14 protein-coding genes are annotated in these 13,478 nt (G+C 72.8%); 8 read left to right on the top strand and 6 right to left on the bottom strand.

Going from position 1 to position 13,478, the window contains the following annotated elements; genetic code table 11:
- Window positions 1-2: 2 nt before the first annotated feature.
- A complete protein-coding gene (locus ACMCNK_RS03400; RefSeq protein ID WP_412734913.1) occupies window positions 3-326 on the bottom strand; it encodes a putative quinol monooxygenase in 324 nt (107 codons plus the stop codon).
- A 117-nt stretch (window positions 327-443) separates the two neighbouring features.
- Here ACMCNK_RS03400 and ACMCNK_RS03395 point away from each other — a divergent pair, with 117 nt between their 5' ends.
- From ACMCNK_RS03395 to ACMCNK_RS03380, 4 genes are all read left to right on the top strand, one after another.
- Window positions 444-1,142, top strand: coding sequence for a 4'-phosphopantetheinyl transferase family protein (locus ACMCNK_RS03395; protein WP_412734912.1), 699 nt, complete (start codon window positions 444-446; stop codon window positions 1,140-1,142).
- Between the two features lie 10 nt (window positions 1,143-1,152).
- Window positions 1,153-2,553: an AMP-binding protein gene (locus tag ACMCNK_RS03390; RefSeq protein WP_412734911.1), complete on the top strand. Its 1,401-nt coding sequence runs from the start codon at window positions 1,153-1,155 to the stop codon at window positions 2,551-2,553.
- A gap of 10 nt (window positions 2,554-2,563) precedes the next feature.
- Complete coding sequence (smpB, locus tag ACMCNK_RS03385; protein WP_412734910.1) at window positions 2,564-3,052, top strand: SsrA-binding protein SmpB; 489 nt, start codon at window positions 2,564-2,566, stop codon at window positions 3,050-3,052.
- Window positions 3,053-3,239: 187 nt separating this feature from the next.
- Window positions 3,240-4,214: a serine/threonine-protein kinase gene (locus tag ACMCNK_RS03380; protein WP_412734909.1), complete on the top strand. Its 975-nt coding sequence runs from the start codon at window positions 3,240-3,242 to the stop codon at window positions 4,212-4,214.
- Between the two features lie 15 nt (window positions 4,215-4,229).
- On the opposite strand, the gene ACMCNK_RS03375 is transcribed toward ACMCNK_RS03380, so the two are convergent.
- Window positions 4,230-5,714: an MFS transporter gene (locus tag ACMCNK_RS03375; protein ID WP_412734908.1), complete on the bottom strand. Its 1,485-nt coding sequence runs from the start codon at window positions 5,712-5,714 to the stop codon at window positions 4,230-4,232.
- Between the two features lie 158 nt (window positions 5,715-5,872).
- On the opposite strand from ACMCNK_RS03375, the gene ACMCNK_RS03370 reads away from it, so the two are divergent.
- The 4 genes from ACMCNK_RS03370 (at window position 5,873) to ACMCNK_RS03355 (ending at window position 9,036) form a co-directional block, all read left to right on the top strand.
- Window positions 5,873-6,325, top strand: coding sequence for a MarR family winged helix-turn-helix transcriptional regulator (locus ACMCNK_RS03370; protein ID WP_412734907.1), 453 nt, complete (start codon window positions 5,873-5,875; stop codon window positions 6,323-6,325).
- Window positions 6,326-6,522: 197 nt separating this feature from the next.
- Window positions 6,523-7,023 carry a hypothetical protein gene (locus ACMCNK_RS03365; protein WP_412734906.1) on the top strand — a complete coding sequence of 167 codons (501 nt, stop codon included), beginning with the start codon at window positions 6,523-6,525 and terminating at the stop codon, window positions 7,021-7,023.
- Between the two features lie 7 nt (window positions 7,024-7,030).
- Window positions 7,031-8,254 carry an MAB_1171c family putative transporter gene (locus ACMCNK_RS03360; RefSeq protein ID WP_412734905.1) on the top strand — a complete coding sequence of 408 codons (1,224 nt, stop codon included), beginning with the start codon at window positions 7,031-7,033 and terminating at the stop codon, window positions 8,252-8,254.
- Window positions 8,251-9,036, top strand: a complete 786-nt coding sequence (locus ACMCNK_RS03355) for a class I SAM-dependent methyltransferase (RefSeq protein WP_412734904.1) — start codon at window positions 8,251-8,253, stop codon at window positions 9,034-9,036. Before ACMCNK_RS03360 ends, ACMCNK_RS03355 begins: the two co-directional genes overlap by 4 nt.
- Window positions 9,037-9,070: 34 nt before the next feature.
- On the opposite strand, the gene ACMCNK_RS03350 is transcribed toward ACMCNK_RS03355, so the two are convergent.
- Genes ACMCNK_RS03350 through ACMCNK_RS03335 form a run of 4 tightly spaced genes read right to left on the bottom strand, consistent with a single transcriptional unit; the run spans window position 9,071 to window position 13,348 of the window.
- Complete coding sequence (locus tag ACMCNK_RS03350; protein ID WP_412734903.1) at window positions 9,071-10,273, bottom strand: MFS transporter; 1,203 nt, start codon at window positions 10,271-10,273, stop codon at window positions 9,071-9,073.
- Window positions 10,274-10,293: 20 nt separating this feature from the next.
- The gene (locus tag ACMCNK_RS03345; RefSeq protein ID WP_412734902.1) at window positions 10,294-10,782 is read right to left on the bottom strand and encodes a GNAT family N-acetyltransferase; all 489 of its coding nucleotides are present in this window, start codon (window positions 10,780-10,782) and stop codon (window positions 10,294-10,296) included.
- Complete coding sequence (locus ACMCNK_RS03340) at window positions 10,773-11,966, bottom strand: ornithine decarboxylase (protein ID WP_412734901.1); 1,194 nt, start codon at window positions 11,964-11,966, stop codon at window positions 10,773-10,775. The genes ACMCNK_RS03345 and ACMCNK_RS03340 overlap by 10 nt, the downstream gene beginning before the upstream one ends.
- A 20-nt stretch (window positions 11,967-11,986) precedes the next feature.
- Entirely contained in the window at window positions 11,987-13,348 is a 1,362-nt protein-coding gene (locus tag ACMCNK_RS03335) for a DUF6271 family protein (RefSeq protein ID WP_412734900.1), read from the bottom strand.
- Window positions 13,349-13,478: the final 130 nt, after the last annotated feature.

Below are 13,478 nucleotides of genomic sequence, written 5' to 3'. Positions count from 1 at the left end.
GGTCAGCGCACCGCCATCTCGCCCAGTTCCGACCAGCCGTCCTGGTCCAGGGTGGCGTTGATGATCCGCGGGGTTTCGGCCAGGTGCGGGGGCAGATCCTGCTGGGCCTGCTGGAAATGGGCGCTGGAGACGTGCGCCGCCCCGGCCTGGTCGTCGCGGAACGCCTCGACCAGCACGTACTCATGGGGGTCGGCGATGCTGCGCGACCAGTCGAACCACAGGCAGCCGGGCTCGGCACGGGTGGCCTCGGTGAACGGCGCCGCGATCACGGGCCAGCGGTCGGCGTCCTCGGGCTTGATCCGGAACTTGGCCGTGATGAAGATCATCGAACCTTGCCTTTCCTCGCAGGCTGCACGCAATGTCATGCAGTGTCTCATTCTTCCCAGGGTCCGGCTCGGGCGGACACGATGGTCGCGCGGGCGCCGGCGTGGCAGGATCCAGTCGTGCCACCGTCCACTCTCGCCGGGCTGCTCCCCGCGGCCGTGGTGGTGGTCGAGGCCCGCGGCGACACCACCGCCGAGCCCGTCTTCCCCGGCGAGGAGGACCTTGTCGCGAACGCGGTGGAGGGTCGCCGCCGCGAGTTCGTGACGGCCCGTCGCTGCGCCCGCGAGGCCCTGGCCCGGCTCGGTCACGCCCCCGCCCCGATCCTGCGCGGCGAGCGCGGCGCCCCGGTGTGGCCCGCCGGGGTCGCGGGCAGCATCACCCACTGCACCGGGTACCGCGCCGCCGCGGTCACCCCGGCCGGGCCACTGGTGAGCATCGGGATCGACGCGGAACCCGCCGGCCCGCTGCCGGACGGCGTGCAAGCCCTGATCACGGTGCCGGGCGAGACGGAACTGATCGACCGGCTCACCGCCGCGCACCCGCACGGCCCGTGGGGCAAAGTGCTGTTCGGCGCGAAGGAGTCCGTGTACAAGGCCTGGTTCCCGCTCACCGGCCGGTGGCTGGGGTTCGAGGACGCCCGGCTGGACATCGACGTGACCACGGGCGGCCCGGCGGAGACGGCCGAGGGTACGTTCCGCGCCACGCTGCTCGTACCCGGCACCCGCACCGACGGCGGGCCGCCGCTGACCGAGCTGCACGGCCGGTTCGTCGTCGGCGCCGGGCTGGTCCTGACGGCCGTGACCGTGGCCGCCGACTGAGAGGAACACCATGCACCTGCTGGCGGGGCTGTCGCGGCCCGAGTTGGACGTCCCCGACGCCATCCGGGTCGGCCCGGACGCGATCTCCGCCGAGCGGCTGCTGGCCTGCGCCGCGGCGGTCGCCGCGGACGTCCGCGGCGCAAAAGCCGTCGCGGTGCACGCCACCGCGTCGCTGCCGACCGTGGTCGCGGTGGTCGGTGCGCTGCTCGGCGGTGCGGCCGTGGTCCCGCTTCCCCCGGACTCTGGCCCGGCCGAGGCGGACCACATCCTCGCCGACTCGGGGGCCACGCTGCTGCTGCGCGGCGCCGCCGAGCCGCCGCCCGGACCGCTGCCGGTGATCCCGGTGAGCCTGTCGCGCACCGGCACGCCCGCCTCCGCCGCGGTCACACCGGAGGACCCGGCGCTGATCATGTACACCAGCGGGACCACCGGCGCCCCGAAAGGCGTCGTGCTGTCGCACGCCGCGGTCGCGGCCGACCTGGACGCGCTCGCCGACGCGTGGGCGTGGACCCCGGACGACGTGCTCGTGCACGGGTTGCCGCTGTTCCACGTGCACGGGCTCATCCTCGGGGTGCTGGGCGCGCTGCGGGTCGGCAGCCGGCTGCACCACACCGGACGGCCCCGCCCCGACGCGTACGCGGCTGCGGGCGGCACGCTCTACTTCGGCGTACCCACGGTGTGGTCCCGGGTGTCAGCCGAGCCGGCCGCCGCGTCCGCGCTGGCCCGCGCCCGGCTGCTCGTGTCCGGCAGCGCCGCGCTGCCCGTGCCGGTCTTCGACCGGCTCGCCGCGCTGACCGGGCATCGCCTCGTCGAGCGGTACGGCATGACCGAAACCCTGATCACCGTGAGCAGCCGCGCCGACGGTGAACGCCGCCCCGGCCACGTCGGGGTGCCGGTCGCCGGGGTGCAGACCCGGGTGGTCGACGACGAGGGGCGCGAACTGCCGCACGACGGCGCGTCGATCGGCGAGCTGTGGGTACGCGGGCCGATGCTGTTCGACGGCTACCTCAACCGTCCCGACGCCACCGCCGCGGCGCGCACCGCCGACGGCTGGATGCGCACCGGCGACATCGCCGCGATCGGGCCGGACGGCTGGCACCGCATCGTCGGGCGCCGCTCCACCGACCTGATCAAGAGCGGTGGCTACCGGATCGGCGCGGGCGAGGTGGAGGACGCCCTGCTGGCACACCCGGCCGTCCGGGAGGCCGCGGTGATCGGCACGCCGCACGACGACCTGGGCGAGCAGATCACCGCGTACGTGGTGGCCGACGGGATCGGGGAGCCCGACCTGATCGACTTCGTGGCGCGTACCCTGTCGGCGCACAAGCGGCCGCGCGAGATCCGGTTCGTCCCCGAACTGCCCCGCAACGCCATGGGTAAGGTGCAGAAGACCCTGCTCGGCCGACGATAGGGGGACCGGCGTGGCGAGGCAGACCGGCCGCACGGTCATCGCGTCCAACCGTCGCGCGCGGCACGACTACGAGGTGCTCAAGACGTACGAGGCGGGGCTGGTGCTGGCCGGCACCGAGGTGAAGTCGCTGCGCGCCGGGTACGCCTCGCTGGCCGACGCGTTCGCGGGCGAGCACGAGGGCGAGCTGCTGCTCTACCAGCTGCACATCGCCGAGTACGGCTTCGGCACCTGGACCAACCATGCTCCGCGGCGTACCCGCAAACTGCTGCTGCACCGCGTCGAGATCGACCGCATCCGGCAGAAGCTGCACGACGGCAACGGGCTCACCCTGATCCCGCTGTCGCTGTACTTCGCGGGCGGCTGGGCCAAGGTCGAGCTGGCCCTGGCGCGTGGCCTGCGGTCGTACGACAAACGGCAGGTCATCGCCAAGCGCGACGCCGAGAAGGAGATCGCCCGGGCCATGGGCCGCCACCTCAAGGGCCGCTCCCCCGCCCGTTGAGTGAACCCTGAGTGATGGCCGCATCACCGAAATGGTGGATGTGGGCCGCCCGTTGCGGCGACTACCTTCCGAGATCGACAGGCAATTTCCGACGCCAGCCTCGCCCAGATCCACCACCGCGCGTCTGCCGCGGCCGGTCCGGTCCATCCGGCACCGACCGGGGCGGCGCAACCGGAAGGGGACCTCGATGCCGCAGCCGGAAGCACTGCTCGACGGGCGCTACCGGATCGTCCGAGATTTGCACGCCCGCGGGACCGGCCGGCTGTGGCTCGCCCGCGACGAGATGCTCGACCGTGACGTGGCGATCAGGGAGATGGCGCTGCCGCCCGGCCACCCGGAGCAGGTACGGCTGCAGGCGCTGCGCGAGGCGCGCGCCGCGGCCCGGTTCAGCCACCCCAACGTCATCCAGATCTACGACGTGCAGCCGGGCGACGAGCGGCCGTGGATCGTGCAGGAGTACGTCCGTTCGCGTCCGCTGCGGCAGGTCGTCGCGGAGAACGGCGCCCTGCCGGTCGGCCAGGTCGCCGGCATCGGGCTCACGGTGCTCTCGGCCCTGGACGCCGCCGACCGGGCCGGGGTGCCGCACCGCGACATCTCGCCGGGTGCGGTCCTGCTCACCGACGACGGCCGGGTCGTGCTCACCGGCTTCGGTCCGGCGCCGGCCGGCGCCGGACCGCACGAATGCGCCGGCTGTGCGATGTCCAGCCCGGAGGCCGACCTGTGGTCGCTGGGCGCCACGCTGTACACCGCGGCCGAGGGACGCCAGCCGTCGCACCGGTGCACCGTCCGGCGCGGTCCGCTCGCCGGGCGGCCGGGCCCGATGCGGCGGGCCGGACCGCTGCGGCCGGTCCTCACCGGGCTGCTGCGCCCCGATCCGCACACCCGGATGACACCCGACGAGGTCGAGAAGCGCCTGCGGCGCCTCGCGGACGTGCAGACCACGGTGCATCTGCGGCACGTACCGAATCCGCGCCGCCGCGCGCCCACGCCGGTGGCGTCCGGTCGTGTGCGCGCCGCGACGACGGGCCGGAGCCGGTGGCGGTCCGGGTGGTCGGGCCCGTCGTGCCCGCCGGGCCGGCTGCGGCTGGCGCTGGCACTCGGTGCGGCGGTGCTGGCCCCGCTGGTCGCGGTGATCGAGTCCGCGGTCCGCTCCACCACGTGAGCCACGGGGCTGCGTTCAGCTCGCCTGCCCGGCAGTCACCAGCTCGGGCTCCGCGACCGCCTCCACGGTGGACCGTGGGGCGTGCGGCCCGCGAAGTCCGAGCAGCGCCACGACCACGACCAGCCCGAACGCGATGCCCGCGAGGCCGAAGCTGATGGTGAACTGGCTCTCGGCGGGCAGTGCCGGTACGCCGGCCGGCAGGTGCGCGACGGACTTGGAGGCGAGCAGCGAGGTGACGGCTGCGCTGCCGATGGAACTGCCCACGGAGCGGGAGATGGAGTTGATGCCGTTGGCGATGCCGGACTGGTGGTGCGGAACGCTGGCCATGATCAGGGCAGGCATCGCCGCGTAGCCGAAGCTGATGCCCGCGCCGACCAGCGCACCGGCAATGATCACGCTGGCCGCCTCGGAGTGTGCCACGGTCAGCCAGCCGAACCCGGCGGCACCGACGGCCGCGCTGAGCGCAAGCGTGGTACGGGCTCCGACGCGGTGCACGAGCATCCCGCCGAACTGCGACGCCACCAGCGACAGCACGGTGGCGGGCAGCAGGAACTCGACCGAGGCGCGCAGCACCGAGGCGTCGAAGCCGTACCCGGCGAGCCGCGACGGCATCTGCACCAGATACGACACCCCGACGAACAGGGTGAACATGGCGAACCCGACGAACAGCCCGGCCACGTTGGTCAGCAGGACGGGGCGGTGGGTGAACATCGACAGGTCCACCAGCGGCTCGGCGACCGCGCGTTCGACGAGCACCCACACCAGGGCCAGCACGGCGCTGCCGGCGAAGCAGCCCAGCGTACGCGCGCTGGTCCAGCCCCATTCGTGGCCCTGGGAGAGCGGCAGCAGCAGGAGCACGAGCAGCCCGGCCAGACTCAGGGCGCCCAGCACGTCGATGCGTCCGCCGGTGCGGTGGCCCGCGGGCGGGACGACCACCGCGACCGCGAACAGCGCGAGCACGGCCAGGCCGGTGGCGAGCCAGAAGACCTGGTGGTAACCCGCGTCCGGGCCCCGGGTGAGCAGGCCCGTGGCCACCAGCGCGAGGCCGCTGCCGAACGCGAGGGTTCCGCTGACCAGGGCCATCGCGCTGGGCAGCCGTTCGGGGCGGACCTGCTCCCGCAGCACGGACAGGGCCAGCGGGAAGATCGCCGTGGCGGCTCCCTGCAGCACCCGCGCGACGATCAGCCAGGTCAGGGAGTGGGTCGTGGCGGCCAGGATCGACCCGGCGACCATCAGGACGAGCACGCCGAGCAGGGTCGGCTTCTTGCCGTGCTGGTCACCGAGACGCCCGAGCAACGGGGTGAAGACGGCGGCCGACAGCAGCGTCGCCGTGGTCACCCAGCTCACGTCGGCGCTGCTGGTGTGCAGGTCCTGCTGGATGAGCCCGAGGATCGGCACGACCAGGGTCTGCATCATCGACACGATCATCGCGGCGAGGCCGAGCGTGAGGATCAGCGCGGCCTCGCTGTGCCTGCGGTGCACGGGATGGGGGCGGTTCATGTATGGGGGCCCTTCGATCGAGCCGGACGGGTCCTGGGAGACCGGGGCACGTGCGGCGGAAAAGCTTGAGCAGGTCGAAGCTTGATGTGATCAAGTAATCGGGCCGACCGTAGCCGGGGATAGTTGAGGAGGTCAAGCATTCCGGCTAGTCTTGCGACGTGGCCCACTCCGAGCGTCCCGAACCTGCCGCCGTGCCGACCGCGGGGCAGCTCATCGACCTGTTCGCGCTCGCCACCACGGCCTACTTCCAGGACTTCGCGGCCGTGGCGGGCCAGCACGGGCTCACCTCGACGCAGGCGAAGGTGCTGATCCTGCTGCGGGAGCCGCTGTCCATGCGCGGGCTGGCCGAACAGCTCATCTGCGACGCCTCCAACGTCACCGGGATCATCGACCGCCTGGAGAGCCGCGGCCTGGTCCGCCGGGAGGTCGACCCCACCGACCGCCGGATCAAGTACGCCCAGCGCACCGAGGCCGGCGACGAGGCGATCCGGCGCGTCCGGGCCGACATGCAGGCCACCCAGCGGGTGCTGGCGGACCTCGGCGACGACGACCGCATCGCCCTGGCGGGCCTGCTGCGCCGCCTGCAGGGCACCCTGGACCAGCCGTCCTGAGGCGGCCGACCCCCGGGGTACACATCAACGATGACAAATGCCGCGGGCCCCTTCCGCGCGGGCGTCCGTCCTTTATGGTGGACGAGGCACTTCCCCACCTGACCTGAGGATGCCCTGATGGACCGCAGCCAGGACGCGCCGGATCCCGCCGGCAACCGCACGCGCGTGAGGCCGGCGCGGGGAGAGGATCTGCGGCCATGCCGACCCGGCAGATGCTGAAAACCTGCCAGGCGGTCGTCGACTCACTCAGCCTGCCGAGGCCGTTCTCCGTCGATGCGTTGCTCGACGGCCTCGCGGTGCGCAGGGGCCGGCCGATCAAGATTCACACGCTGCGCGGCGCGATCACCGCCGACGCGTGCGGCCTGTGGATCTCCACCGAGCTGAGCGACGACATCTTCGTCGAGGAACGGACGACCACCTTCCACCGGGAACACATCATCCTGCACGAGATCGGCCACCTGCTGTGCGACCACGGCGCCTCCGGCGGCGGCGCATCGACCATGTTCGCCCGCCTGCTGCCGGACCTCGATCCCGCACTCATCCGGCGCTTCCTCGCGCGGACGAACTACACCAGCGCGCAGGAGCAGGAAGCGGAGCTCGTGGCCAGCCTGATCCGGACCGCGGCCGGCACCCGCGCCAGACCACCGTCCAGCGGAGTACGCGGCGAGCTGGAGCGTGCTCTCGGAATTCGCGAATAGGAAGCTGATGGATATCGCTGCCATTTACCGCATCGGCCTGAGCGTGGAACTGACCGGGGCGCTCGCCCTCTGGCTGGCGCTGGCCCTGCGCGTCCCGTCCGCCCGGCACTCCCGCCAGCAACGCATGCTGCTGTTCGCGGTGGCCGGCCTCGCCGGGTCGATCACGGTGTACCTCGATCCGGTCAGCGCCGCACTCAACCGCACGTTCGTGTTCGCGAACAGCTGCGGCCTGTTCATGAACATCTGGGGCGTCCTCGCCTCCGCGCTCATCCTCGACTTCGTGCTGGCGGCGACCGCGCGGCGCCGGCCGTTGCTCGTGTACGGCCTGGGCACCGCCGTCTCCGTGGCGCTGATCGTCCTGAACGCCACGATCGCGCCGCACGCGGGCTGCGTCTCCGCGCAGGTCGTCCCGTGGTACAGCCCGTTCTGGTGGCTCCTGATCGTGGCGCACCTGGTCGCGACGGTTCCCTCCGCCGCCCTGTGCGCCCGGTACGCCGTCCGGGCCGGCAACGACCGGGCACTGCGGACCGGGCTCCTGCTGCTCGCGGCGGGTTTCGTGTCGTCCACAGTGTTCTGGTTGATCGTGCTGGCGTACCTGCTGGCCCGCCCGGCCTGGCTGGGCGCGTTCTTCCCGCTCAACATCGGTATCACGGCCTGGCTGATGACCGCCGGGGTCGCCTTGCCGCTGTTCCTCGACGCGCGCCGGCAGCTCCGCAACCGCGCCGCGCTGTGGCGCCTCTGGCCACTGTGGCGTGACCTCGCGGCGGCCGTGCCGCATGTCGTGCTGGACGAGCCGCGCGGACGGGTACGCCAGTTGCTGGGCCGGCCGCGGACCACACACCTGCGCCTCTACCGGCAGGTCGTCGAGATCCGCGATGCGATGCTGGTGCTGCGCGACTACGTGAACGACGAGGAGATGGACCTGGCCGCGGCGAGCGCGGCGATCGGCCGGTCGCCGCGGCGGCACACCACCAGCCCGGCCGTCGTCGCGGTCTGGCTCGACGTCGCCACCCGCAACAAGGCGAACGGCGTCGCCCCGCAACGCGGCCAGGACGACTCCGCGGCCGACGCCGGGCACGATCTGGACAGCGAGGTCGCATTCCTGCGCGACCTGTGCCGCGCCCGCACGGCGGCGCCCGCGCACGCCATCGCGACCCGCACGGCAGCGCCGGCGGGCCGGGCCGTGGACGCCACCCCGAACGACACCGCAAGGAGTGAGCAGACCGCATGAGCGGCGGATACCGTACCGGCATGCTGAGCAAGGACAACCCGCACGAGCGCGAGCGCCTGGAGTCGATCCAGGGCAGCGTCGACGCGGTCACCGCCGGCATCCTCGACACGCTCGGCGTCGGCCCGTCGTGGCACTGCCTGGAGCTCGGCGCGGGCGCCGGGTCGATCGCGTACTGGCTGGCCGAGCGCTGCCGGGACGGGCGGGTCGTGGCCGCGGACATCGACACCCGCTACCTCGACCCGGCCCGCTACGCGAACCTCGACGTCCAGGAGGCGGACGTCACCGACGACGGCTACGCACCGGGCCGGTTCGACCTGATCCACGCCCGGTACCTGCTGTGCCACCTGCCGGCCCGGGACGCGGTGCTGGCGCGTGCCGCGACCTGGCTGAAACCGGGTGGCTGGCTGGTGGTCGAGGAGCCGTTCCAGCTCGCGGCCGACACGTCGCCGTTCCCGCTCGTGCGGCGGCTCATGGCGGCGTACGAACGCAGGTACGCCGCGCATGGCGCGGACCTGACCTGGGCCCGCAGCGTCCCGTCCCTGCTCGCCCGCAACGGTCTCACCGATGTGGACTACCGGGGCAACCTGGCCCGCATGGGGTGTCTCGGCAAGGACCGGTGGGCGCCGCTCATCAAGCAGGCCGGCCCGTCGCTCGTGGCCGACGGCCTGATCACCGACGCGGAACTCGCGCAGTTCTTCGAGATGCTCGCCGACCCGGCCTTCATCGACATCCCCCAGGTGACCATCTCGGCGTGGGCCCGCTGCCCGGAATCCGACGACTGACCCCCACCGCGCGGCGGGTGAAGCGAATCGGGGATCAGGCGTGCGTCGGCGCCGACCTGTCCGGCGGGGTCGCGCGGCCGTCCTCGGGCACGGGCCACCGCGCCCGGCCGACGCACGCCGCGACCAGCAGCGCAGCGAGCACGACCACCCCCATGCCCCAGCTCAGGCTCGACGCGTTCACCACGAAACCGATGAGCGGCGGGCCGATCAGCAGACCGGCGGTGCCCATCGACGCGACCAGGGCAAGGCTGCCGGGCCCGAGCCGGGCAGCCGCCACGTAGATGCACGGGGTGACCGCGGCCATGCCCAGGCCGACGAAGGCGAACCCGGTCAGGGCCGGCACCACGCCGCCGAGCAGCAGCGCACCGGCCAGGCCGCCCGCGGCCAGCAGGGCACCCGCGACCACCACCCGGTTGTCGCCCCACCGGGCCCGCCACCCGTCGGCGAAGATCCGGGCCAGCACCATCGTGGCCGAGACGACGGCGATGCCCAGCGGGGTCAGCCCGGCGGCGGCGTGCGCCACGTCCTGCAGGTAGAGCGCGGACCAGTCGTTCATCGCCCCCTCCACGATCTCGGCGAACACCATGGCCAGGCTGAGCAGCACGGCGACCTGCGCGGGCCGGCGCCAGCGACGCCGTTCCCGCGTACGTGTGGGTGCGGGCGACCCGGCGTCCTCGGTCAGCGTCGCGGTCCACGACAGGCCGAGCAGCACCAGCAGGATGGTTCCGGCGACGGCGAAATGCACCGGAAGCGCCCCACTGATCGCGGTGATGCCGGAGGCCAGCAACGCGGCGGTGAAGATGCCGGCGCTGAACATCGCGTGCAGCTTCGCCATGGTGTTGCGCCGGAACCGTGCTTCCAGGGCGGCGCCCTGCGCGTTCATGGCGACGTTGAGGCAGGCGATCGCGAGGCCGTCGACGAACAGCACCAGCAGCGCCGCCGGGTAGCTCGGCGCGACGGCCAGGCCCGCCAGCACGACGAGCAGGACGAGCGCCGACAGCCCGGCCAGCCGGCGAGAGCCGAGCCGTTTCATCAGCCGGGCCACCAGCGGGAACGCCACCGCCGCGCCGATCCCGGGGGCGAGCAGCAGCATCCCCAGCTCGGCCGCGCTGAGGTCGAGCCGTGCCTTCAGCGCGGGCACCCGGGACACCCACGTGCTGTATTGAAATCCGAGGAAGAAGAACAGCGCGGCGATCGCGAGCTGCGACCGGCGGAACGACTCGGGTACCGCGGGCATGCGGGTCTGCCTCTCCGTGCTCACAGCGTCCGGGACAGGTAGCCGGCTCCCGGCCCGTAGCCGGCCGGCACCGCGATCCCGGGGTGCGGGTGGAACCCGTGCGCCGACCAGAAGCCGGCGCTGCCTTCCACCGCTACCAGCGACACGGTCGCGCATGCCCGCCGCCGCGCCTGCCGCAGCAGGTGACGCACCAGCCGCCCACCCAGCCCCTGATGGCGATGCGTACGGGCGACGACGAGGTCGTGCAGGTGCAGGTTGGCGCAGCCGTGGACGGCCGTCGCCGCGCGAGTCAGGTCCGGCCAGCGGAACCGGGGATACCGCAGCGCCAGCAGATGGCCGACGATCCCGTCCGCGGTGGCGAGCACGTACGACGTGCCCGGGTCGGCCCGGGTCGCCAGTACGGCCGGGTCCTCGGACAGGCCGGTGGCGGCGTACGCCTCGAACTCCAGCGCCACGATGCCGGGCCAGTCGTCGTCCGTCACGGGCCGCAGGGCCGGGGTCACCGGCATGCCGCCTCGGCCGGCAACCCGTCGCGCACGGACCGGTGGGGCAACGGGTCGAAGCCGTTGAACCCGCGGGTCAGGTAGCTGACCGCGTACGCGCCGGCCGCCAGGATCCACACCGGATCGCCGGAGGTCAGCGCGGCGGGCACCGGCATGGGGTGGCTCGCGGCGTACGCGTCGTCGCTGTCACAGGTCGGCCCGGCGATCACGGCGGGCACGGTGGGGCCGGCCGGGTGCGCCGGAAACGCCAGCGGGTACTGGATCTGGTCCATCTCGTACAGTCCGTTGAACTTGCCGCAGCTCAGGTAGAGCCAGTGGGCGGCGCGGCCGTGGTCGCGCGGCCGGCGGGCGGTGAGCCGGACGACGTGTGCGCGGATGGCGCCGTGGTCGGCGACGAGGTGCCGTCCCGGTTCGAGGACGACGCCGAGCACTCCCCCGGCCTCCTGGCGCAGCCGGCCGACCCCGTCGCGGATCTCGGCGAGGATGCGGTCCAGTGGTGCGCGCAGGGGCCTGCCGCGCCGGTCCCGGTAGCCCAGGGCGGGCAGCCCGCCGCCGAGGTTGACGTGGCCGAGGTGGATGCCGCGCCGCTGCAGCAGGGTCTGTGCCTCGGCGAGATCGGCGAACGCGGCCCGCCACGCGGCCGGGCTCATCTGCTGTGATCCCACATGCAGGGAGAGGCCGGACGGGGTGAGTCCGCACGCGCGGGCGGTCTCCAGGACGGTCACCGCGTCGGGCACGGAGCAGCCCATCTTGCCGGTCAGTCCCCACAGCGCCCCGGCCCCGGTGGTCGCGAGGCGGCAGAACACCCGGGAGCCGGGCGCGTACGCGGCGACCGCGCGGACGTCGGCCGTGCTGTCGGTGGCGAAGTCGCGGATCCCCAGCCGGTGCGCCGCGGCGATGTCCATGTCGGACTTCACCGTGTTGCCGTAGTGGATCAGGCGTGCGGGCACGCCGGTGCGTAGTGCCTGGGCGATCTCGTTCGGGCTCGCGGCGTCGAACCCGGCCCCGCCGCGGGCCAGTGTGGCGAGCACGTCGTCGACCGGGCACGCCTTGATCGCGAAGCGAACGGCCACCCCCGGCAGGTCGTTGCGCAGCCGGGCGTGACTCTCGTCGATCCCGGACAGGTCGTAGATGATCTGGTCCGTGGTGGCGGCCGTCAGCGCGGCCCGCAACACCGGGCTCGCCGGCATCCCGGTCTCCCCCGCCGCCGTCATGCGGCGTCGAGTCCGATCGCCTTGGCGGCGCGCACGAGCGGCGCCCACGCGTCGATCAACAGCGCGAACTGCGCCATGTCGTCGGCGGCCTCGGCGAGCAGCTCGTCGCGGCGCGCCGCGAGATGGTCGGCGAACACCGCGTAGCGCCCGCCCAGCCTGCGGTACGCGCGGTCGAGCTCGTCCAGGCGGCGGACGTTGGGGGCCCGGTCGAGCAGCGTGCTGTCGCGGACGATGGCGGCGACCCGGTCGGGCCGGACCCGGTGGCCGTCGTCGAGCAGGCGCTCCCCCGCCTCCCCCAGGCGCTGGTAGATGACGTGCAGGTAAAGCATCGACAGGAAGAACTTCGCCAGCCGCAGATGGTACGGGTGGAACGCGGCGTCGGTCTTACGCTCGGGCGTGTGCCGGTTGACGACGTGCCGGTTGTGCAGCACGCCCGGCATCCGGCTGTCGGGCACCAGGTGGATGAGGAAGTAGTCGCTGCCGATGGTCTCGGCCATCGGGGGCAGCGGGATCTCCTCGTACACCCGGTGGTAGCTGATGTTGCCCATGTCGACCCGCATCGGGTCGACCAGGCCGAGGACGGTGTGGTCGCCGGTGAACGGCTCGTTGCCCGCTCCGGTGAACGATTCCGCGACGAGGTCGCGCTTCTGTTCCGCGGTGCTGCCCTCGGCGGCCCACTGGCTGACGATGTCGTGGTAGGCCTGCGGATCCCGCCGCCGGATGTCGTCGATGTCCACGGACATCTCACCGATGTAGGAGGCGCCGACCGTCACCACGGGCCGATCGGCGAGCGCCTGGTCGATGTCGCTTTCGGACACCTGGGAAGCCACGTCGGCGGCGCGCCGGCCCAGCCAGCGCAGTTCGTGGTGAATCGGGTGGACGGGGACGCCCGCGTGCTCCTGGAATTCGATGTCGGAATCGCGGCGGTGCACCGACTCGCAGCCGAGTGCGGCCGCGATGAGGAACGCCCGGTTGGTGCAGGCGCCGTACGAGACGCGATCCGGCAGCATCAGGTCGCAGATCAGTTCCGGCCGGGACATTCCGGCGTGCGCGATCACCCGCCGCAGGAATCGTCGTTGCGCCTCTTCGTCAAGGTGCAGCACGGAAACATTCGGAGTCGCCGGGATGGCGTTCACCGCCGCGGCGTGCCGCGCGAACGTCGCGTCCTCGGTGGAGTCGAGGATCAGCAGCACGACCTCGACGCCGAAATACGCGGCGCCGTAGGAGGCTTCCGCGGCCACGGCCGCGATGGTGGCGGCGCACTCGCGGTGCGTGGGCACGGTCAGGCAGATCTTGCGTACGCCGGGAACGGGCGCACCGGCGTCGGACGGGTGTGGAAGCCGGTTCGGTGCCGACATGAAACCGCTCTCTCAACGGAGTTGACCCGACCCGGCGCTGGGTCGAACAGCAGGGAACCACGAAGCGAATTGACACAGACACGGTCACGAGGAATCGGAGATGACTGTGTGGACAGCGACGGCAGCGGCG

The sequence above is a fragment of the Krasilnikovia sp. MM14-A1259 genome (genome assembly GCF_047159535.1).
In the GTDB taxonomy this organism is placed as follows: domain Bacteria; phylum Actinomycetota; class Actinomycetes; order Mycobacteriales; family Micromonosporaceae; genus Actinoplanes.
This window is presented reverse-complemented; position numbering and strand designations above follow the sequence as displayed.

What these genes read in the sequence shown, in the direction of transcription:
- ACMCNK_RS03400 (WP_412734913.1), bottom strand. Translation starts at nt 326, where the DNA reads ATGATCTTCATCACGGCCAAGTTCCGGATCAAGCCCGAGGACGCCGAC.
- ACMCNK_RS03390 (WP_412734911.1), top strand. Translation starts at nt 1,153, where the DNA reads ATGCACCTGCTGGCGGGGCTGTCGCGGCCCGAGTTGGACGTCCCCGAC.
- ACMCNK_RS03380 (WP_412734909.1), top strand. Translation starts at nt 3,240, where the DNA reads ATGCCGCAGCCGGAAGCACTGCTCGACGGGCGCTACCGGATCGTCCGA.
- ACMCNK_RS03375 (WP_412734908.1), bottom strand. Translation starts at nt 5,714, where the DNA reads ATGAACCGCCCCCATCCCGTGCACCGCAGGCACAGCGAGGCCGCGCTG.
- ACMCNK_RS03365 (WP_412734906.1), top strand. Translation starts at nt 6,523, where the DNA reads ATGCCGACCCGGCAGATGCTGAAAACCTGCCAGGCGGTCGTCGACTCA.
- ACMCNK_RS03360 (WP_412734905.1), top strand. Translation starts at nt 7,031, where the DNA reads ATGGATATCGCTGCCATTTACCGCATCGGCCTGAGCGTGGAACTGACC.
- ACMCNK_RS03355 (WP_412734904.1), top strand. Translation starts at nt 8,251, where the DNA reads ATGAGCGGCGGATACCGTACCGGCATGCTGAGCAAGGACAACCCGCAC.
- ACMCNK_RS03350 (WP_412734903.1), bottom strand. Translation starts at nt 10,273, where the DNA reads ATGCCCGCGGTACCCGAGTCGTTCCGCCGGTCGCAGCTCGCGATCGCC.
- ACMCNK_RS03345 (WP_412734902.1), bottom strand. Translation starts at nt 10,782, where the DNA reads ATGCCGGTGACCCCGGCCCTGCGGCCCGTGACGGACGACGACTGGCCC.
- ACMCNK_RS03340 (WP_412734901.1), bottom strand. Translation starts at nt 11,966, where the DNA reads ATGCCGGCGAGCCCGGTGTTGCGGGCCGCGCTGACGGCCGCCACCACG.
- ACMCNK_RS03335 (WP_412734900.1), bottom strand. Translation starts at nt 13,348, where the DNA reads ATGTCGGCACCGAACCGGCTTCCACACCCGTCCGACGCCGGTGCGCCC.